Genomic DNA, 19,651 nt, shown 5'->3' with positions numbered 1-19,651 from the left:
TGTGCGCGGGAAGCACCTGAGTTCGCACCGCTCTTCAGGATGATCGCGTCTCCCTACGCTCGGGCCCGGCGCACGCCTGTACGCAGGCCCTGACGGGGACGGAAAAAGCGATGCAGCGCAGGGCATGGGGAGGGCTTTTGGCTGTGGCAGTGGCGGGCCTTGCCAGTCCGGCGCGGGCGGACGAGGCCTATGCAGAGGCTATCGGCGGCATTAGTTTCGGTCGCGAGCAAGACGCGGCGATCTCCGGCCTCGCGGCGGGCTATGACTGGGATCCTACCGAGACCATCTTCCTAGGGCTGGAGATGACCGAGCGGGGCAAGGCGTTCGTCGGGCTCAACTATCAGTCCAAGGACTGCGCCCATTGCGAGGCGGCCTGGGGCTTCAGGGGCGGCCGGGAGCAGGAGATCGGCGAGCGGCTCTACCTCAAGGGCGAGTACAAGCACCTCGCGACCGAGCACGAAGGTAACAAGGAAATCCTCACCCTCGGGCTCGGCATCTTGTTCTGAGCGATCAGGCCCGCGCGGCCCGGCAGAACGCCGCGATCTTGTCGTCATCCTTGACGCCCGGTGCGCTCTCGACGCCCGAGGAGGTGTCGAGGAGCGGGGCTTCGGTGCGTGCGTGGGCCTCGGCCGCGTTGTCGGGGGTCAGCCCTCCGGCAAGCCCCCAGGCGACAGGGCCCTTCCAGTTGGCCACCAGCCTCCAGTCGAATGTCAGGCCCATGCCGCCGGGAAGCGTCCCCTTCGGCGTCTTTGCATCGAACAGCACGCGGTCGATGGCCTGGGCATAGCCATGCGCCTTTGCCGCGTCCTCGGCCGTAGCGACGGGCAGCGCCTTCCACACCTCTACGCCATGGCGCGCGCGCAGTTGCGCGCAGCGTTCGGGTGTTTCGGAGCCATGAAGCTGGAGTACTTCGAGTTGAGCCGCCGCCAGCGCCTCGCCGATGGTCGCATCATCGGCGTCGACGAAGAGCCCGACGCGCGCGATTCGTCCCTGCGCGCGCTGCGAGAGCGCAGCGGCCTCAGCGCTCGTCACATGGCGCGGGCTCTTGGCGAAGAACACGAAGCCGGCGTACTCGGCCTGCGCGCGGATCGCGGCGTCGAGCGCGTCGGCTGTGGAGATACCGCATATCTTGATCGCCGGTGTTGGCATGGCCCGTCCGCTGGTTAGAGTGATTTCGGCTCTTTGCTCGCTGCCAGTTGCAACAAGGATATCTTCGCAATGAACCGTATCGCGCGCCTTCTAATCCCATTTGCCGCCACTGCAATGCTTGGCGGGTGCGGAATCAAGGAGTCCTTCGAGAAGGCGGACGCGGCCATCGCGCGGTTCCACGGCGATCTCGATGCGGCAAACTACGCCCGGATCTGGACGCGCGCCGATCCGGAACTGCGCAACGCCAGCGGCAAGGCCGCATTCGAGAAGCTGCTAAGCGCGGTCCACACCAAGCTCGGCATGGTGAAGGAGGCCAGGCAGGTGGGCTGGAAGACCAACGCGACGACCTCCGGCACCTATCTCACCGCGACCTACCAGACTACGTTCGAGAAAGGCACCGGGACCGAGCGCTTCACCTACCGCAAAGGGGATGGGGACGCGGTCACGCTGGTGAACTACGCCATCGATTCGCAGGACATGATGCTCAACTGAACAGTCGCGTTTCTTACGGTGCCAGTTCGAACTGGACCGAGATCTGCGCGGTAATGTCGAGTTCACCTGCCGCAACCGGGGCCGACGGGGGGGCTGCGGCGACCCGGATCATGTCGCTCTTGGCTCGGATCTGCGGTGAATACCCGCCCGCTTCGCTGATAGAGACGATCCGTACGACACGAAGGCCCGCCGCGCTGGCGTAAAGATCGGCGCGTTCGCGTGCGGCCTTGATGGCCGCGGTGCGCGCTTCGTCCTGCGCCGTCTCGGGCGAGGAGAGGCCGAAGTCGGGGCCGTTGACCTCGTTTGCGCCCGCCAAGACGAGCGCGTCGATCACCGCGCCGTAGTTGTCCAGCTTGCGTTGGCGCACCAGGACGGTGTTGTTGACCTGGTAACCGGTGATCGTGCGCTCGTTCACATCATAGCTGCCGTCCGGGTGGCGGGCGGGCTGCGAATAGACCGGGCTGATATTCAGATTGCTGGTCTGGATGTCCTTCTCCGCAATCCCTGCGCGCTTGAGCGCGGCGAAGACGGCGGTCATGCGCTGCGAGTTCTCGGCAAGCGCGGCGCGGGCGCTGGCGCCTTGCGTGGTGACGCCGGCGCGGAAGTTGGCCATGTCCGGCTCGCGGTTCGAGGAACCTTCCGCATTGACGCTGAGGAGCGTGTGGTTGGCTGCGATCGCGGGTGCCTCGGCCTGCTGGGCCTGGGCCATCGCGGGAAGCGTCACCAGCGTCGCGGCCGCAGCGGCCCAAAGAAGCTTCGATTTCATCGTTGTTTGCACTCCATCATCCTCTCAGAGCTTGTCCAACGACTTGAACGAGAGGATGTTTCGTGGCGATGAACAGAAGGTGCGCGCGGCTGGATATCTGGAATAGAAAGAGCGCTCGGAGGGCCCTTGCCCTCGGGCTTCTTGAACTTTCGACCTCACATTTTACGTGCAGACTTGGCTGCGAAAGGTGCGTGTGCCGATTTCCGGGTTAAGGTGCCATGGCCCTCTGGATCAATTGCTTTCAAAGCGTCTCTTCGATGGCCTTGGCGGCGGCCAGCGGGTCTTCTGCGCCGCGGATCGGGCGGCCGATGACGAGCAGGCTCGCGCCTTTGTCGCGCGCCTCGCGCGGGGAGACGATGCGCTTCTGGTCGGCGAGCTTGCTGTCGGGCAGGCGCAGGCCGGGAACGACGAAGTAGCCGTCCTTCCACTGCTTGTGGATCGCGCCGACTTCGTGGCCCGAGCACACGATGCCATCGAGCCCGGCGGCCTGCGAAAGTTCGGCAAGGCGCAGGGCCTGTTCCATCGGGTCGGCGGTGATGCCGATGGCCGAGAGATCATCGTTGTCGAGGCTGGTCAGCACGGTCACAGCGACGACCTTGGTGTTCTCGCCCGCAGCTGCCTTGGCATCTTCCATCATCGCGCGCCCGCCCGCGGCGTGGATCGTCACAACCGCAGGATTGAGCGTGTTGATCGCCTGCATCGCGGCGGCGACCGTGTTGGGAATGTCGTGAAGCTTGAGGTCGAGAAAGATGGGCAGGCCCACCTTCTGGATCTCGCGCACGCCGTGGTGGCCGTGGGCGCAGAAGAATTCGAGACCGAGCTTGATCCCGCCGACGTGGTCCTTGACCTTGCGGGCCAGCGCTTCGGCGGCGTCGAGGCGGGGGACGTCGAGTGCGAGGTAGACGGGATTGTTGCTCATGGGCTCAGGTATCCGGGGTCAGGGGTGTCGTTTGCGATGTCGTGTCGGACCGGGGGGAGGTGGCGGCGCTGGCCGTGGGTTCCTCGGCGAGCGAGGGCATCGAGCTGGCGTGAAGCGCGTTCTCGAGGCTGGCGATGCGGCGGTTGAGGCGCCAGCGCACAGCCCGGAAGTACAGCCACACCGGCACCATCCCGAGCAAGAAGAAAAACAGGGCAACGAAGCCCACCGGCCAGTCGAAATGGATGTAGTTGCCATCGTCCAATGGCCAGAAGTTCACCGGGACCTTGGTCCAGTTCATGGCGATGAAGGCGACCAGGATGGCCGTGGTCACGATCCAGGCGATGGTGCGGACGGCTTTCATTGAGGCTCCCGATGTTCGTGCCATGCCGGGCCCCGGGCGATGCCGGGGCGCAGCGAAGTGCCGATGCTAAGGCCGAATGGGGGGTAAGGGAAGGCCCCGGTTCATCGGCCCTGTGGCATCGGCGCTGCTTACTTTGCGTCTCAGTCGGCGAAGACGCGCTCGAAGATCGTGTCGACGTGCTTGAAGTGATAGTCGAGGTTGAACTTCTCCTCGATCTGCGCCGCGGTGAGCGCAGCGGTCACTTCCTCGTCGGCCTTGAGCAGCTCCATGAGGGAGAGTTGGCCGTCAGATTCCCACACCTTCATCGCGTTGCGCTGAACGAGACGATAGGAGGTGTCGCGCGAGAGACCTGCCTGGGTGAGGGCGAGGAGGACGCGCTGCGAGTGGACGAGGCCACCCATGCGGTCGAGGTTCTTCTGCATGCGCTCGGGGTAGACGAGCAGCTTGTCGATAACGCCGGTGAGGCGCGCCAGCGCGAAGTCGAGAGTGATCGTGGCGTCGGGGCCGATGAAGCGCTCGACCGAGGAGTGCGAGATGTCGCGCTCGTGCCACAGCGCCACGTTTTCCATAGCGGGCATCGCGTAGGAACGGATGATGCGGGCCTGGCCGGTGAGGTTCTCGGTCAGCACGGGGTTGCGCTTGTGCGGCATGGCCGACGAGCCCTTCTGGCCCGGCGAGAAGTATTCCTCGGCTTCCAGCACTTCGGTGCGCTGGAGGTGGCGGACTTCGACGGCGACACGCTCGATCGAGCTGGCAATGACGCCCAGCGTTGCAAAGAACATGGCGTGACGGTCACGCGGGATGACCTGGGTCGAGACGGGCTCGATCTCGATGCCCATCTGCTCGGCGACGTAGACTTCCACGGCCGGATCGACGTTGGCGAAGGTGCCGACCGCGCCCGAGATGGCGCAAGTCGCGATTTCCTCACGCGCAGCGATCAGACGCTTCTTGGCACGGGCGAACTCGGCATAGGCTTCGGCGAGCTTGAGGCCGAAGGTGACCGGCTCGGCGTGGATGCCGTGGCTGCGGCCGATCGAGGGGGTGTACTTGTGCTCCATCGCGCGGCGCTTGATTGCGGCGAGCAACTCGTCGAGGTCAGCGAGCAGGATGTCGGCGGCGCGCACGAGCTGGACGCTGAGCGTCGTGTCGAGGACGTCCGAGCTGGTCATGCCCTGATGCATGAAGCGGGCTTCGGGGCCGACCTGTTCGGCGACCCAGTCGAGGAAGGCGATCACGTCGTGCTTGAGGACGGCTTCCTTGGCGTCGATGGCTTCGACGTCAACCTTCGGGTTGGTCGCCCACCAGTCCCACAGGGCCTTGCCGGCGGCTTCGGGAACGGTGCCCATTTCGCCCATCTTGACGGCGGCGTGCGCCTCGATCTCGAACCAGATGCGGTAGCGCGCTTCGGGCTCCCAGATCGCGGTCATGGCGGGGCGGGCGTAACGGGGGACCATGCAAGACTCCTTTGGCTGACGCGGCGTCCGCTAGGGCCGCTTCCCGCGAAAGGCAAGTGCAAGGCGCAAGGCTACCCGATGAGCGGGGCGACTTTTTTGGCAGGAGCCTTCTGCGTGCTTGTGCGCTTGGTCTAGGAACCCGCAGTCCCTGGTTGGAGAAATTTCGTGTCCCTGCGCCGCTTTGCACCCGCTACCGCCGCCCTTGCCCTGGGTCTTTCGAGCGCGACTGGAGTCACTGCGCAGGACGTGGCGCCGCTGGGCAGCAACCTGGAGCGTTTCGCCTATCCCTGGCCAGAGAAGCACTTTGCCGTGCGCGTGGGGGACGAGGACGCGCAGATGACTTTCATGGATGTCGCGCCCACCCGGCCGAACGGGCAAAGTGTGGTTCTCCTCCACGGCAAGAACTTCTGCGCGGCGACCTGGGAGAGTACGGCGCGTGCGCTCCTGGCGGCGGGATACCGGGTGATCATTCCCGATCAGCTTGCCTTCTGCAAGTCCTCGAAACCGGACAGCGCGCAATACACGCTCGCGCTGATGGCCGATGCCACGCACCGGCTGCTGGAAGCGCAGGGCGTGGAGAAGCCGATCGTGCTCGCCCACTCGACCGGCGGCATGCTGGCGCTGCGCTATGCGCTGATGTTCCCGCAGGACACCTCGCGGCTGATGCTGATCAATCCGCTGGGGCTTGTTGATCGGATGGAGCAGGGGGTACCCTATGCGCCGCTCGACAAGCTGATCGCGGCCGAGCGCGCCAAGGACCGCGCCTCTATCAAGGGCTATCAGCTGCGGACCTACTACCACGGCGATTGGCGCGCGGACTATGACCGCTGGGTCGACATGCTTGCCGGGCAGTATGCGACCGACGATGATGACGCGGTCGAGATCGCGCAGGCGAAGACCGCCGAGATGATCCTGACCCAGCCGGTTTCCCACGAGTTCGGAAATCTAAGGGTTCCCGTCACGCTGATGATCGGCCGGCTCGATACGACGACCTTTGGCAAGGGGCAGGCCACTGATGCCGTGAAGGCGCGGCTCAAGCCCATTCCCGAAGTGGTCGAGGACGCCGCGGCACGCATGCCCGATGCGCGCATCGTCTGGTTTGAAGGGCGCGGCCATTCGCCCCAGGTTGAAGCACCGGACGAGTTCGAACCCCGCCTGATCCAAGCGCTGGAGAGCCCGGCACCCTGATCCTTTTCCTCCGAATCAGAAGGGCCAGATCATCGGGATCACGATCAGCGTCGTGATCGAGACGAGGATCGTGAGCGGAAAACCGTACTTGTAGAAGTCGGTGAACTTGTACCCGCCTGCGCTGTAGACGAGCGTGTTGGTCTGGTAGCCGATGGGCGTGAGGAAACTGGCCGAGGCGGCAAACATCACCGCAACCACGAACGGGCGCGGGTCGACGTGCAGGGCCTGGGCCAGCGTGATCCCGATGGGGGTCACGACCACGGCCACCGCGTTATTGGTGACAAGTTCGGTCAGGAACAGGCTGAGGAAATAGATCGCGGCCAGGGCGGCAATCGGGCCCAAGCTGCCGAGCCAGGGCGTCGCCCAGCCGACGATGGTTTCGACCAGCCCCGAGCGTTCCAGCCCTGTACCGATCGAGAGCATGGCCACGATAAGCGCAATGATGCGCCAGTCGACCGAGCGGAAGGCTTCCTCGGGTTCGACGCAGCGCCCCGCGAGAACCACGGCGACGCCCATGACGGCGAGGCCCGCGAGCGGCATGAGATCGAACGCAGCGCCGACCACCACGCCGAGCATCGTTGCAATCACGATCCAGGCCTTGTTGCGGCGAAAACCGCGCGAGGTCGGCTCGGCGATGTTGACCAGCTGCTGGTCCTCGACGAGGCGGCGCAGATCTTCGGGCGCGCCCTCAATCAGAAGCGTATCGCCTACTTCGAGGGGGACGCGCTCGAACCGGTCCTCCAGGTTGGTGCCCTTGCGGTGGAGCGCGATAGGGTAGACGCCGTAGCGGCGGCGCAGGCGCAGCTCGAACAGGGTATGCCCGATGATCTCGGCGCCCGGAGCCAGCAGCGTTTCGGCCATGACCGAGTTGCGCGTCGAAAGCTGGACGAGGTGTGGATCCGTGGTGGAGGCGGCCGTCATCGAGATGCGCCCGGCCTCCTTCAGGGACATGAGGTCGCTTGCAGATGTGCGCAGGACCAGGATGTCGCCTTCCTCCAGTGTCTGTGCGGCGAAGTTCCGACGCAGCGACTGGTCGCCGCGCAGCACGTCGACAAGGCGGCGTTCGCTGCGCGAGAGCAGGTCGATGGTCTTGGGCGGCTGGCCGATGTAGGGCGAGCCCGCCTCGATGAAGATCGAGACGACGAAGCGCTTGTTGTCGCTGCCATTGCTCAGGCTTGCCACGGTCTGGCGTTCGGGAAGCAGCTTGTTCGATACGGCGAGCCAGATGACGCCGATGGTGGCGACGATAATGCCCACCGGCGCGATTTCGAAGAGGCCGAAGGGCTCCATGCCAGCGCGGCGCGCGACGCCGTCCACAAGGATGTTGGTCGAGGTGCCGAGCAGGGTGACGGTGCCGCCCAGAACCGCTGCGAAGGAAATTGGCATGAGCACGCGCGAGGCAGGAATGTCGAGCTCGCGGGCAATCGTCATGCCCACCGGGATCATCATCATCACCAGCGGCGTGTTGTTGGTGAACGCCGAAATCGTCGCGATCAGCCCTAGGAATACGCACATGCACAAGAAGGGGTGTGTGCGGCCCAGGCCCGTGATGCACGACGAGAAGAAGTCGAGCGCGCCGGTTCGCACCAGCGCCGAGGACATGATGAACATGCTCACGATCGTCAGCGGGGCGGGATTGCCCATGGCTTCGAGTACATCGTCGGTCACGATGACGCCCAGCAGGAGCAGTACAGCGACAAGGCCCAGTGCCACGACTTCGGGCGCCGCCACCTCGAAGGCAAAGGCAAGAAAGAGGAGAACAAGCAACGGCGCCATGACAAGCGGTGAAGCCAGATCTAGACCGAAATGCATCGATTCCCCTATCGATTGCGCTGAGAACCCAGCGCTTCGTACATGGGTCTAGCGACAATTGTGCAGCGCGCAAAGGCTTTATTTACTACTAAAAAGGTTGATTTAATTGCGAGGTCATTAGAAAAAGTTGGGCTCCGTTTCGTGATGGCACTGGTGGCCGCACAGCTGGGGGCGCCCAAGGTATTTTGCGGTTCCTTCCGCCTGTCGGATGCCGGTCGACTTGCTTACCTGCCAGGTACAGTGGCGCGCGCAAGCTGCCTTTTAGATCAGGCCCTTGGCGCGCAGTGAAACATGCCCCTCGCGGCCGATCACGATATGGTCGTGGACGGTGATGCCGAGCAGGCGTCCGGCCTCGGCGATACGCGTGGTGATGTCGATGTCAGCGCGGCTGGGCTCGGGCGAGCCGGACGGATGGTTGTGGACCAGAATGAGAGCGCTGGCCCCGATGTCGAGGGCGCGGCGGATGACCTCGCGTGGGTGGATCGCGGCCTCGTCGATCGAGCCTTCGCCCACCAGATCGTCGAGGATGAGCATGTTCTTGGTGTTGAGATAGAGCACGCGCACGCGTTCCAGCGTCAGGTGCGCCATATCGATGGTGAGGTAATCGATCAGCGCCTGCCAGGAGCCGATCACCGGGGTCTCACGCACCTTCTGGCGGGCAAGCCGGGTTGCCGCGACGGTGACGATGCGCAGGGCCGCAGCCGTCGCCTCGCCCATGCCGGGGTGCAGGGCCAGCGTGCGAGGATTGGCCTGGAGGACGCCTGCTAGCGTGCCGAAGCGAGCCAGAAGACTGCGGGCGAGGGGCTTCATGTCGCGCCGGGGAACCGCTTGCATCAGAAGCAATTCAATTACCTCGTGGTCGGCAAGAGCCTCGTCTCCGCCGCCCAGGAGGCGCTGGCGGAGCCGCGTGCGGTGGCCCGAGGTATCACTCCCCGCGTCTTTCGCCTTCGTCCTGTCGTGCGCAGCCTTCGTCTCGGCGCGCGCGGGCTGGCTTTCGGTCCGTTCAGGAAAGAGGGGGGTATCGTCTGCCATCGTTGGTTCTGACAATTGCCTTTCCGGCGCGCACAGCGCAAGTGATGGAGCGCATGGCGCAAGACGAGTCCCTGGAAAATAACGAAGAAGAGCGCGCCGCTGAGAAAGCGGCGCGTCCTGTCGCTGCGCGCAGACGTCGGCTGCGGCGAATCGCTTTGGGCATCGGTGTCGCCGGGGTCATGGCACTTGGCAGCGCGTGGATTGCGCGCGAGGATATCGCCGACAATCTTGTCCAGAGCGAGCTTTCCGCGCTCGGGCTGCCAGCAACCTATGACATCGTCCAGATCGGGCCCAACGAGCAGATCGTGCGCAACGTCGTGATCGGCGATCCGGCGCATCCCGACCTGACGATCGCAGAGGTGCGTGTGGCGACGCGGCTCACCTTCGGACTGCCCGGCCTTGGCCGCATAACCCTTGTGCGCCCCCGTCTCTATGGCCGGGTGAAGAATGGCAGCGTCAGCTTCGGCTCGCTCGACAAGGTTCTCTTCGCCGATCCAAAGAGCACAGAGCCGACGCAACTTCCCGATCTCGATCTTGCCGTGAAGGATGGCGGCGCGCTGCTCGTGACCGAAGCGGGGCGGGTGGGGATTAGCCTGGAAGGCCATGGCGCCTTGCGCGGTGGCTTCGAGGGGGAACTCGCCGCAAAGGCCCCCGCGCTGGCCTATGCGGACTGCACCAGCGGTTCGGCGAGCCTTTACGGCAAGTTGTCCGTGGCTGCGGGGCGACCGCGTCTGAAAGGGCCCTTGCGGCTCAAGGATCTCGCCTGTGAAGGGCAGGGGGCCTCGCTTGCGAAGGCCGGGCTCGACCTCGACCTTGAACTCGACGATACGCTGGACAGCGGCCGCGCCTCGCTGAACCTCTCCGCGCAGCGGTTGCGCATGGCCGATGCCGGCGCCGCATCGCTCGAGGGTTCTGCGCAGATTACCTATCGGGGCGGCAGCCTCAATGCGCGCTATGATCTGGCCGCAAGGGACCCGGGCGGCGCGCCGCTTCATCTTTCCCGGCTCGAACTCAGCGGTACGGCCCGGGCTAGCGGTGGTTTTGAAACGCTTTCGCTCGAAACCGACCTGTCAGGTGAGAACCTGCGGCCCGGTTCCGGTCTGGCGTCGGCCCTGCAGGATCTGGCGCGCAGCACGCAAGGTTCCTTCGCTGCCGGGCTCGCCGACCGCATTCGCGTCAATCTTGCCCGGCAACTGCGCGGGAGCACGCTCGAAGCGCGGCTCATCGCGCGCAGCAATGCGCGTGGACGCAGCGTAGTCGTGCCCCAGGCCCGGATCCGGGCGCGCAGCGGCGAAAGCCTGCTTGAACTCTCGCGCATGCAGATGCTGTTTGCCGATGGCGCACCGCGTGTTTCGGGCAACTTCATGACGTCTGGCCGCGGGTTGCCGCGGCTCAACGGGCGCATGGAAACGCGCGATTCGGGTGAGACCGCCTTCTACGTGCAGATGGCCGACTACCGCGCGGGCGAGGACCATGTCGCGATCCCGGAAATGGTCCTGCGCCAGCGGGGCAACGGCGATCTTGAGATGTCGGGCGAAGTGCGGCTGGGCGGAGCGCTGCCGGGCGGGTCGGTCCGCAAACTGCGTGTGCCGGTCTCGGGGCGCTGGAAGAGCAATGGCGATCTTGCGCTCTGGTCCTCGTGCACCACGGTCACCTTCGATGCGCTCTCCATGGCGAATCTGACACTCGATGCGAACCGCCTCTCGCTGTGCCCGTCCAAGGGCGGGGCAATTGCGCGCTATGATCGCGGCGGCTTTGCCTTTGCAGCGGGTGCCCCTGCGCTTGAACTTTCCGGTCATCTCGGCGCATCCGAAGTGCGGCTGGCGACCGGTCCGGTTGGGCTTGCCTATCCCGGAACGCTTGCAGCAAGCGATATCGCCGTGGCGTTGGGGGCCGAGGCGGCGCCTTCGCGCTTTTCCATTGCCAACCTGACGGCCGATCTCGCGGGCGATGTCGCGGGGACCTTCGAGAATGCGGACGTTGCGCTCGCTGCCGTGCCGCTTGACCTGCACGAGGTTGCCGGGCGCTGGAGCTATGCCGGGGGTGTGCTGCGGCTCGACGATTCGCAGTTCGTCCTTGTCGACAGGGACAAGGACGCCCGTTTCGAGCCGATGGTGGCGCGCGGCGGTTCGCTGGAGCTCGCCGACAATGTGATTTCTGCTTCGGTCCGTTTGCGTGAACCGCAATCGGATCGCGCGGTGGGCCGTGTCGACATCGTCCATGACCTGGGCACTTTGCGCGGGCATGCCGATCTCGTGGTCGATGGACTGACGTTTGGTGACAATCTCCAGCCTGAACAGCTGTCGACCAACCTGCGCGGCATCGTCTCGCTCGTCGAGGGGACGGTCACGGGGGAGGGGCGGATCGACTGGAAGGGCGATGCCATCGCCAGTCGCGGACGCTTTGCCAGCGACGGCCTTGATTTTGCAGCGCCCTTTGGTCCGGTTGAGGGGCTGTCGGGCGAGGTTGTCTTCACTGACTTGCTTGGCATGGTCACGGCCCCCGACCAGCGCCTGGACATCGCCTCGATCAATCCGGGTATCGAGGTCACGGACGGGACAATTTCCTTTGAGATGCAGCCCGGTTATCGCCTCGTCGTGAACGGCGCGAAGTGGCCGTTCATGGACGGGGAGCTGACTCTCGCGCCCACCACGATGACCGTCGGGGCCCTCGAGACCCGCCGTTACACGCTGAACGTGGAAGGGCTGAACGCAGCCAGTCTTGTGCGGCACATGGAACTCGACAACATCTCGGCGAGCGGCGTCTTCGATGGCCAGTTGCCGATCGTTTACGATCAGAACGGCGCGCGGATCGAGAACGGCAGCCTCGTTGCGCGCGAACCGGGCGGGAATGTCGCCTATGTCGGGGCGCTCAGTTACGAAGATCTCTCGACCATGGGCAACTTTGCCTTCGATGCGCTCAAGTCGATTGATTACAAGACGATGGAAGTGACGCTCAACGGCTCGCTCTCGGGTGAGATCATCACCCAGCTGCGCTTCACCGGAATCAGCCAGGGGACAGGGGCCAAGCGCAATTTCCTGACCCGCCAGATCGCAAGGCTGCCGGTGCGCTTCATCGTCAATATCCAGGCACCGTTCTTCCAGCTCTTCGGCAACATGCGCTCGCTCTACGATTCGAACTACGTGGTCGATCCGCGCGAGCTCGGCCTTGTCGCCAAGGACGGCACATCCAAAGCCGAAGAGGGCGCTGTCGCTCCGTTCATCTCCATTCAGCCTCCAGTCAGCGAGGACACTCCATGATTACGTGCAATTTGACCACACCGCCCTTCGCTGCAAAAGGGATGCACACGGTTCGCCGGGCGAACCCGAAGCAGGGCAAGGGAGCGAGGTCCGTGATGCGGGCGATGGCACTAGCAGGTTTGGGGCTGGGCGTGATACCGACGCTGGGAGGCTGCGTGAATGTGTCCGCACCCGACAAGCCCATCGTGATCGAGCTCAACATCAATATCCGCCAGGAGGTTATCTACCGATTGGCCGCCGATGCCGCGAACACCATTGAGGAAAATCCGGAGATCTTCTGATGCGCAGCCTTATCGAGAAACCCGTGGCCGCAACGGCGTTGGCCCTCGCCATGCTGGTGGGTCTGGGCATGGTGGCGCCGGCTGGTGCCCAGTCGCGCGGCGAGGCCTATTCCGCGGCCAAGGCGCAAGGCCAGGTTGGCGAGCAGCGCAACGGCTATCTCGGCGTGGTCGGCAACCAGAGCGCGGACGTGCGCTCGATGGTGCGCGATATCAACAACAAGCGCCGCGCGATCTACACCTCGAAGGCCGCCAGCCTGTCGAGCACGATCGACGAGTACGCTTTTACGACGGCCTGCCGCCTTATCACGGAAACCTCGCCTGGTGAGAAGTACGAGGGTCTGGACGGAAGTTGGAAGACGCGCGGCGCCGGAGCGCCCGAACGCGATCCCAAGTGTCCGTGAATGCGGCGCAACCCATAGAATTTCTTCTCTTCGATTTAGGTCTTATGCGAAGGCTCTTTCCTGAAAAACGGGAGAGGGCCTTTCGCTTTTGTAGGACAATTCTATTTTGATGCGCGACGCCGCACTTTTGCGGGGCTGCGGAATTAGGTTATCGCTAACTTCCAATTCGCAGCGTGGGGCCGCGACGGGCTAGCCTGTGCAGATCGGTGGTTCGTCATGTGGCTGCCATGGTTGACTCGGGAAAAGCCCCACCCTAAGGGGTCGGCGCCCAAGACGGGCAACTGTCGAACGCGTCACTCGTTCCTGATTGATAAAAGGAGCTAAGGACATGAGCGATAAGGACCCCGTCCAAGGCCCTGTTGGCGAGGATGCGCGCATCCGGGCGCTCGACGAGAGGTTGAAGGACCTCCGCGAGCGCGAAGAAGTGCGCAACCAGCCGAAAGCAGGCGTGGAAGCCGATGAGAATTACCGCATCGGAAACCGCGTTCTTTCGGAGCTGCTGGGGGGAATTGCAGGTGGCCTGTTCCTGGGGTGGCTCATTGACCATTTCGCAGGTACAAGCCCCTTGGGTCTGTTGGGGATGATGTTCTTCGGAATATTCATTGCCTTCAGGAACATTATCCGGATTACGAACCGGCGCCCGGACTGATCTCTCCATTTTTCGATGGGGCAAGGGGGTCAGGAAAGGGCGCTGCCGTTCACAGGCGACAGGGATATTCGCGTGGCAGCCGAAGCGAAGGTCGATCCGATGCACCAGTTCACCATCGAGCCGTTGTTCGGCTCGGGTCACTGGTCCATCGCGGGGTATAATATCGCCTTTACGAACAGTGCGCTCTGGATGGCGATCGCCACCGTGGCGCTCCTTATCTTTGTGGCGGGGGGCTCGAAGCGTCAGCTCGTTCCCGGTCGCTGGCAGATGGCGGTGGAAACCTTCACCGGGTTTGTGGACGGCATGCTGGCCGCCAATGTCGGCCCCAACGGCAAGAAGTATGTCCCGTACATCTTCTCGCTCTTCATGTTCATTCTTTTCGCCAATGTCCTCGGTCTTCTTCCGATCGGCGTTCTGGGCCTGCACGCCTTCACGTTCACCAGCCACTTCTCGGCGACCGGTGTCCTGGCGATCATGTCCTTCGCGATCGTGCTGATCGTCGGCTTTGTGAAGCACAAGCTGCACTTCTTCTCGCTGTTCGTGCCGCACGGTACGCCCGCCGCGATGGTGGTTCCGATCTTCTTTGTCGAACTCGTCTCGTTCCTGGTGCGTCCGTTCAGCCTTGGCCTGCGTCTCTTCGTTGCGATGATGGCCGGCCACGTTCTGCTCGAAGTGCTTTCCAGCTTCGTGATCGACTCGGGCAACGCCAACATTGGCCTCTTCGCCATTGCCGGCCTGCCCAGCTTCATCCTGATGATCGGTATCTGCGCTCTCGAGCTGCTTGTCGCCGGCATCCAGGCCTACGTTTTCGCCCTTCTCACCTGCGTCTATCTCAACGACGCCGAGAATCTTCACTGATCTCAAGTTTTACCGCCTCAAACATTCGGGCATACCAAAGGGAGTTTTTGAAATGGACGCAGAAGCTGCAAAGCTGCTTGGTGCAGGTTTCGCCGCTATCGGTGCTGGTCTCGCCTCGATCGGCGTGGGCAACGTGTTCGCCAAGTTCCTCGAAGGCGCGCTGCGCAACCCGGGTGCTGCCGACGCGCAGCAGGGCCGTCTCTTCATCGGCTTTGCCGGTGCCGAGCTTCTCGGTCTTCTCTCGTTCGTTATCGCGGCTCTGCTGATCTTCGCCGCGTAATCGCGGACTGATCCAGACCACACTGATCCGCATCCGGCTGCCCTGACCCTTTGGTAGGGCAGCCGGATCGCGGAACACTTTTTCCGGCCACCTCGACCACAGGGCTGACCCATGCCTCAGATCGAACAGCTTGCCGCAACCTTTTCCAGCCAGATCTTCTGGATGCTGGTGTTCTTCGGTTTCACCTTCTTCGTCATAGGACGGGGCATGGTTCCGAAGATCATGGACACGGTTGCGAAGCGCGACACCCAGATTGCCGACGACCTCCTTGCCGCCGAGCGCGCGCGCAAGCAGGCGGATGCCGAAGAGGAATCCTGGCGGGAGCGTGAAAACGCCAACCGCGCCAAGGCCCACGCCCTGATCGCCGAGGCCCGTGCCACGGCCGCGACCGAAACCGAGCAGCGCCTCGCCGCCGCCCAGGTCACGATCGACGGCAAGATCGCCGAAGCCGAAGCTGGCATCGCTGCCGCTCGCAAGGCTGCGGCAGACGAAATCGAAACGGTTGCAGCCGAAGCTGCCCGTGACATCATCGGCCGTGTTGCCGGTCTCTCGCTCGACGAGGGCCAGGTCCGCGCCGCCGTGAAGGAGAACCTGGTCCATGGCTGATACCCCTGCCGTCCAGTCCTCCCTGGAAAACGAAGGCGCGCACGTCGAAGCGGCCGCCGAGACCCACGCGGGTGTCGAGCACCACGCCGAGCCGATGCTGCTGGGCTTTGCCCCTCCGGCGATGGTCGTCAGTGCCTCGATGCTGGTGCTTCTGGGCATCGCTCTATGGAAGGGCGTTCCCAAGGCCATCGGCCGCGGTCTTGATTCCCGCATCGCGGACATCAAGGCCCAGCTCGAGGAAGCCAAGACCCTGCGCGCCGAGGCAGAAGCCCTGCGCAAGGAGTATGCCGACAAGATCGCCGGTGCCGAAAAGGACGCCGCCGAAATGCTTGAGCATGCCCGCAAGGAAGCGGTCGCCATCGTTGCCAAGGCTGAAACCGACACGGCGGACGTCATTGCCCGCCGTGAGAAGATGGCCGAAGACAAGATCGGTGCTGCCCAGCTTGCAGCCGTTGCCGACCTTCGTGCCGTTGCGGCTGACGCAGCCACTGCGGCTGCCCGCGGCCTCATTGCTGGCAACCACTCGGCTGATGCCGACAAGGTTCTGGTCAATCAGGCGATTTCCGGGATCTGATTGCTTAGGGTCTCCCGGGAGATCCTGCGGAAATCCCAACACGAAAAAAGCCCCTGCCGTTCGGTGGGGGCTTTTTTCGTGTTAGGAGATAGGCCTGAGCGCCGGGTAGACGCGTTGTGCGCTAGTCCGAAGACCGGCGCACAACGCATTGTTGGATCAGGCCTCGCCCCAGATGTCCTGGGCAATGTTGACCACGAGCTCCAGCTTGCGGCGCTGGTCATCGACAGTCAGCGAGTTGCCGTGTTCGGTCGAGGAGAAGCCGCACTGCGGCGCGATGCCGAGCTGGTCGATGTCGACGAACTTGTTGGCCGCTTCGAACTGGCGCTTGATGGCGTCTTTCGATTCAAGTTCGGGCGTCTTGGTGGTGATGAAACCGGCCATGATGCGCTTGTCGCCCTTTGGCAGGAGTGCGAGCGGCTCCAGGCCACCGGCGCGGTCGGTGTCGTATTCCATGAAGTAGATGTCGACATCGGTGCCGTTGAAGATGGCATCGGCGGCCGCGTCGTAGCCGCCGGTCGCAGCGTAGGTCGAACGGAAGTTGCCGCGGCACATATGCATGCCGATGGTCATGTCCGACGGGCGGTCCTTGATCGCCTCGTTCAGCATCCAGGCGTAATCGGTGATGAGCTGATCGGGATCCTGGCCCATCGCCAGGCGCTGTTCGCGCTGCTTGGGGTCACCGAGGTAGGCAAAGAAGATGTCGTCCATCTGGAGGTAGCGGCAACCGGCGGCGTAGTAGGCTTCGACCGCAGCCTTGTAGGTGGCGGCGATGTCCGCCATCAGCACCTTCTGATCGCGGTACTTCTCGGGCAGCACGTCCGAGGGATCGGTGCGGAAGTGGACGGCCGAGGGACCGGGAATCGAGATCTTCGGGCAAACCGTGGTGTGGTCCTTCACGAAGGTGAAGTGCTCAAGCATCGGGTGGTCGGCGGGGAAGCCCAGCGTGTCGGTGATGGTCGGGCGGACCGGCGGGATCTTCACACCGTGGAATTGCACGCCCTCATCGCGCGTGCGCAGTTCCAGGCCATTGAGCATGCCCATGAAGTCGAAGTGCCAGAAAGCGCGGCGCGCTTCGCCATCGGTGACGACATTGAGGCCGACCTCTTCCTGCATCTTGATCAGGTCGGGGATGGTCGCGTCTTCGGCGGCGCGCAGGGTTGCAGCGTCGGCACCCTCGATGCGGGCCTTGGCGACGGGCTCGGGGCGAAGCAGGCTGCCGACGTGGTCGGCGCGAAAGCGGGGTTTGGACATGGACGTATGACCCTTCTTGCTGGTCCGTTGTGCGTGCGGCGAGGAGCCACATGCCTGTTCTGGCTCCGGCGGGCAGGGGCGTGCGCGGAGGGTCGGAAGAAGGGGCCCCTCCCTTGGGGATGGCCAGCCTTGCTCCGCGTCCGCAGGGCTCCTTATGTCCCGGCGCGGTTCGTGGTGCCGTGGTCGCGATCCTAGCATGCTGCAGCGCAGCGGCAGGAACGGCGACAGCGGCCTTAGAGCGCAGCGGGGCAGCACCGTCAAGTTAGATATAAAGAGTTCTTTATATGTGTTCTGCTGCCAGTGTCGTGGCGCGGAGGTCGCTGAAACTTCGTTGTTTCGGTATTCTCACCGCCAGTGCTCGGGATGAAGAGTGGGAGGACTGACGCGGCCATATCGCTGGCCTGTGGAGCGGCGCTGGTTTGCCTTCACGGTCGGTTGAGGCAGTCTTGGGCGGGCTGTTGCATCAGGGCACGCCCGCCCCGGTTCAGAAGTTGTCCTTGGCGGCGCGCAGGGCGGCAAAGGTTGCGACAGGGTCACCCATTTGACCTTCGGGTGCCCAGCGAGCAGAAAGGTCGGCATCGTCGGCGCGCAGGAAGGGGTTGGTGGCGAGTTCGCGCTGGAGCTTGCTTGGCACGGTCGGCAGGCCGTCGGCGCGCCAGCGGGCTATGTCCTCGCCATAGGCGGCAAGCTCGGCGTTGTTGGGGTCGGCGTGAAGCGCGAACTTGAGATTCGCCTCGGTGTATTCGTGAGCGCAGTAGATCAGCGTGTCGGCCGGGAGCGCCTTGATCCGCTTGAGACTGGTCCAGAACTGTTCGGGGCTGCCCTCGAACATGCGTCCGCAGCCAAGGGCGAAGAGGCTGTCGCCCACGAAGGCCATGCGCGCACCCGCAAGCCAGTAGGCGCAGTGGCCCAGTGTATGGCCGCCCACGTCCAGGACCTTGCCCTCACGATCGCCGATCTTGACGATGTCGTCCTGCGTTACCATCCGGTCGACGCCTTCGATCTTGCCCGCATCGCCTTCGGGTGCGGTGATCGTGCAGCCTGTCGCGGCTTTGATCGCCATGTTTCCGCCCGCGTGGTCGGGGTGCCAGTGGGTGTTCCAGATCTGGGTGATCTGCCAGCCCTTGTGGCCAGCCTGTTTCAGGTATTCCTCGGCATCGGGAGTGTCGATGCAGACCGTTTCGCCGTAGGCGCTATCGTGTAGCAGGTAGCCGTAATTGTCGTTCAGGCACGGAAACTGGTGAACTTCGAGCATGGCCGCTCCTCTCTCCTTGCGTGGCCGTGACTCTAGGCAAAGGGCCTTGCGTGTCAAAGGAAGTCGGGACCTGGCGGCCTTGCTTCAGTGCAATGGGTGTAAGTGCACGGGCCGGCGCAGGAGCAGGAGGAAGGCAAGCGCGCCGATCAGGAGAACGGAGGCGACCGCCTGCGTCTGGAAGGTTATATAATGCACGTAGCGGCTTATGAAGAACACGCAGACTAGCGAGCCAGCTGCGACAGCCGAGATGTGCCCGAGGATCGACATGGGCGCGCGCTCCTCAGGCCTCATGGCGCGTGCCGTGCGCACGGCGAGGACGAGCGCGAGCACTTCCAGCCCGGCGACCAGCGCAAAGGCCGGTGGCGGCAGGAAGGCGGTGACGATGGCGAGGACGACGAAGAGGGCGCCAACGCGGTCGCGCCGGGCTTGAAGGAGTGTGCCCAGCGGGCTCTTGCGGGAATGGCTCATGGGCCGTGCGTTAGGCCAGCCGGGGCGGGAAGGCAAATGTCCCGGGCGCCGGCGTCAACCGTGTTTGCGGATGCCCCGCGGAACTGGCCTCAGGCTTCGGGGATGGTGGTCTGGGGGCCGGCTCGGTTGCGTCGTGAAGCGCCAGTTCGAGCGCCGGACCCACGCCGATCAGGGGCATGAAGTTAAGCGGGGGAATGCGCACGTCCCCGAGGAACTGATCCCAAGCCCAAACGAGGAAGAGGGCCAGCGTTGTGCCCAGGATAAGGCGGTACGTCACAGGCCAGGCCGGGCGCGGGGAGATGGCGCCGGGACCTGTGCCGCCTATGCAAAGCGCCTGCACGAGGGTGACAAGACCGGCGACGATCCGCAGGGCATATCCTGGGGCGCTGGGCGCAAGCGGGCGGCCAAGCAGGGCGCAGGCCATGGACAATGCGCACCAGCCCACGAGCGTGAGCGCTATGGCAAGGCCGTAACGGCCGACAAGGTCCACGGTCGCGGCTCGGGTCATGCGGGGAGGTTAGCCGTGTACGCGCAGAAGCAAAAGCCCGCCCGGATCGCTCCGGACGGGCTCTTGGTGATTTCAGCTTCGGTGAGG

General features: G+C 64.1%; 22 protein-coding genes. 11 read left to right on the top strand and 11 right to left on the bottom strand.

The features are described 5' to 3' along the window. The first annotated feature begins 110 nt into the window (after positions 1–110). Positions 111–506 carry a hypothetical protein gene (locus tag FMM79_RS02005; RefSeq protein WP_148625671.1) on the top strand — a complete coding sequence of 132 codons (396 nt, stop codon included), beginning with the start codon at positions 111–113 and terminating at the stop codon, positions 504–506. A gap of 4 nt (positions 507–510) precedes the next feature. On the opposite strand, the gene FMM79_RS02000 is transcribed toward FMM79_RS02005, so the two are convergent. Continuing rightward, positions 511–1,149, bottom strand: a complete 639-nt coding sequence (locus tag FMM79_RS02000; protein ID WP_148625670.1) for a phosphoribosylanthranilate isomerase — start codon at positions 1,147–1,149, stop codon at positions 511–513. A 69-nt stretch (positions 1,150–1,218) separates the two neighbouring features. Here FMM79_RS02000 and FMM79_RS01995 point away from each other — a divergent pair, with 69 nt between their 5' ends. After that, complete coding sequence (locus tag FMM79_RS01995; protein WP_148625668.1) at positions 1,219–1,641, top strand: DUF4019 domain-containing protein; 423 nt, start codon at positions 1,219–1,221, stop codon at positions 1,639–1,641. Positions 1,642–1,654: 13 nt separating this feature from the next. Here the strand turns inward: FMM79_RS01995 and FMM79_RS01990 are convergent, their stop codons facing one another. The 4 genes from FMM79_RS01990 to purB all read right to left on the bottom strand — a co-directional run bounded on the left by FMM79_RS01990 (position 1,655) and on the right by purB (position 5,141). Next, a complete protein-coding gene (locus tag FMM79_RS01990) occupies positions 1,655–2,407 on the bottom strand; it encodes an SIMPL domain-containing protein (protein ID WP_148625666.1) in 753 nt (250 codons plus the stop codon). A gap of 241 nt (positions 2,408–2,648) precedes the next feature. Beyond that, complete coding sequence (gene pyrF, locus FMM79_RS01985) at positions 2,649–3,326, bottom strand: orotidine-5'-phosphate decarboxylase (protein WP_148625664.1); 678 nt, start codon at positions 3,324–3,326, stop codon at positions 2,649–2,651. A 4-nt stretch (positions 3,327–3,330) separates the two neighbouring features. After that, positions 3,331–3,687 (bottom strand): LapA family protein, encoded by a 357-nt coding sequence (locus FMM79_RS01980; RefSeq protein ID WP_148625662.1) that lies wholly within the window; start codon positions 3,685–3,687, stop codon positions 3,331–3,333. A gap of 140 nt (positions 3,688–3,827) precedes the next feature. Continuing rightward, complete coding sequence (gene purB, locus FMM79_RS01975) at positions 3,828–5,141, bottom strand: adenylosuccinate lyase (RefSeq protein WP_148625660.1); 1,314 nt, start codon at positions 5,139–5,141, stop codon at positions 3,828–3,830. A 165-nt stretch (positions 5,142–5,306) separates the two neighbouring features. Between purB and FMM79_RS01970 the strand changes: the two genes are divergently transcribed. Next, positions 5,307–6,329 carry an alpha/beta fold hydrolase gene (locus FMM79_RS01970; RefSeq protein WP_240338921.1) on the top strand — a complete coding sequence of 341 codons (1,023 nt, stop codon included), beginning with the start codon at positions 5,307–5,309 and terminating at the stop codon, positions 6,327–6,329. A 15-nt stretch (positions 6,330–6,344) separates the two neighbouring features. Here FMM79_RS01970 and FMM79_RS01965 read toward each other — a convergent pair whose 3' ends face one another. Together FMM79_RS01965 and radC are read right to left on the bottom strand one after the other, a co-directional pair. After that, positions 6,345–8,141: an SLC13 family permease gene (locus FMM79_RS01965; protein ID WP_148625658.1), complete on the bottom strand. Its 1,797-nt coding sequence runs from the start codon at positions 8,139–8,141 to the stop codon at positions 6,345–6,347. A 261-nt stretch (positions 8,142–8,402) separates the two neighbouring features. Continuing rightward, a complete protein-coding gene (gene radC / locus FMM79_RS01960; protein ID WP_148625656.1) occupies positions 8,403–9,173 on the bottom strand; it encodes a DNA repair protein RadC in 771 nt (256 codons plus the stop codon). Between the two features lie 53 nt (positions 9,174–9,226). On the opposite strand from radC, the gene FMM79_RS01955 reads away from it, so the two are divergent. The 8 genes from FMM79_RS01955 (at position 9,227) to FMM79_RS01920 (ending at position 16,082) form a co-directional block, all read left to right on the top strand. Further along, complete coding sequence (locus tag FMM79_RS01955) at positions 9,227–12,433, top strand: YdbH domain-containing protein (RefSeq protein WP_240338920.1); 3,207 nt, start codon at positions 9,227–9,229, stop codon at positions 12,431–12,433. Between the two features lie 11 nt (positions 12,434–12,444). Then, positions 12,445–12,714 (top strand): YnbE family lipoprotein, encoded by a 270-nt coding sequence (locus FMM79_RS21455; protein ID WP_240338919.1) that lies wholly within the window; start codon positions 12,445–12,447, stop codon positions 12,712–12,714. Beyond that, positions 12,714–13,115 carry a YdbL family protein gene (locus tag FMM79_RS01945; protein ID WP_148625654.1) on the top strand — a complete coding sequence of 134 codons (402 nt, stop codon included), beginning with the start codon at positions 12,714–12,716 and terminating at the stop codon, positions 13,113–13,115. Before FMM79_RS21455 ends, FMM79_RS01945 begins: the two co-directional genes overlap by 1 nt. 328 nt (positions 13,116–13,443) lie before the next feature. After that, a complete protein-coding gene (locus FMM79_RS01940) occupies positions 13,444–13,764 on the top strand; it encodes an AtpZ/AtpI family protein (protein WP_148625652.1) in 321 nt (106 codons plus the stop codon). Between the two features lie 72 nt (positions 13,765–13,836). Beyond that, on the top strand, positions 13,837–14,622 hold the full coding sequence (locus tag FMM79_RS01935; RefSeq protein ID WP_148625651.1) for a F0F1 ATP synthase subunit A: 786 nt from the start codon (positions 13,837–13,839) through the stop codon (positions 14,620–14,622). Between the two features lie 52 nt (positions 14,623–14,674). Continuing rightward, complete coding sequence (locus tag FMM79_RS01930) at positions 14,675–14,902, top strand: F0F1 ATP synthase subunit C (RefSeq protein ID WP_039394300.1); 228 nt, start codon at positions 14,675–14,677, stop codon at positions 14,900–14,902. Between the two features lie 111 nt (positions 14,903–15,013). Beyond that, entirely contained in the window at positions 15,014–15,508 is a 495-nt protein-coding gene (locus FMM79_RS01925; RefSeq protein ID WP_148625648.1) for an ATPase, read from the top strand. After that, positions 15,501–16,082 (top strand): hypothetical protein, encoded by a 582-nt coding sequence (locus FMM79_RS01920; RefSeq protein WP_148625646.1) that lies wholly within the window; start codon positions 15,501–15,503, stop codon positions 16,080–16,082. The genes FMM79_RS01925 and FMM79_RS01920 overlap by 8 nt, the downstream gene beginning before the upstream one ends. Before the next feature lie 156 nt (positions 16,083–16,238). Here the strand turns inward: FMM79_RS01920 and FMM79_RS01915 are convergent, their stop codons facing one another. The 4 genes from FMM79_RS01915 to FMM79_RS01900 form a co-directional block, all read right to left on the bottom strand. Further along, positions 16,239–17,333: a 5-methyltetrahydropteroyltriglutamate--homocysteine S-methyltransferase gene (locus FMM79_RS01915; protein WP_148625644.1), complete on the bottom strand. Its 1,095-nt coding sequence runs from the start codon at positions 17,331–17,333 to the stop codon at positions 16,239–16,241. Positions 17,334–17,817: 484 nt separating this feature from the next. Continuing rightward, positions 17,818–18,588, bottom strand: coding sequence for a hydroxyacylglutathione hydrolase (gene gloB / locus FMM79_RS01910; RefSeq protein ID WP_148625642.1), 771 nt, complete (start codon positions 18,586–18,588; stop codon positions 17,818–17,820). 84 nt (positions 18,589–18,672) lie between these two features. After that, on the bottom strand, positions 18,673–19,056 hold the full coding sequence (locus FMM79_RS01905) for a hypothetical protein (protein WP_148625640.1): 384 nt from the start codon (positions 19,054–19,056) through the stop codon (positions 18,673–18,675). Between the two features lie 10 nt (positions 19,057–19,066). Continuing rightward, the gene (locus tag FMM79_RS01900; protein WP_148625638.1) at positions 19,067–19,564 is read right to left on the bottom strand and encodes a hypothetical protein; all 498 of its coding nucleotides are present in this window, start codon (positions 19,562–19,564) and stop codon (positions 19,067–19,069) included. Positions 19,565–19,651: the final 87 nt, after the last annotated feature.

The organism is Novosphingobium sp. BW1 (genome assembly GCF_008107685.1).
In the GTDB taxonomy this organism is placed as follows: Bacteria; Pseudomonadota; Alphaproteobacteria; order Sphingomonadales; family Sphingomonadaceae; genus Novosphingobium.
Note: the sequence above shows the minus strand (reverse complement) of the source record. Positions and strands in the feature narration are given on the sequence as shown.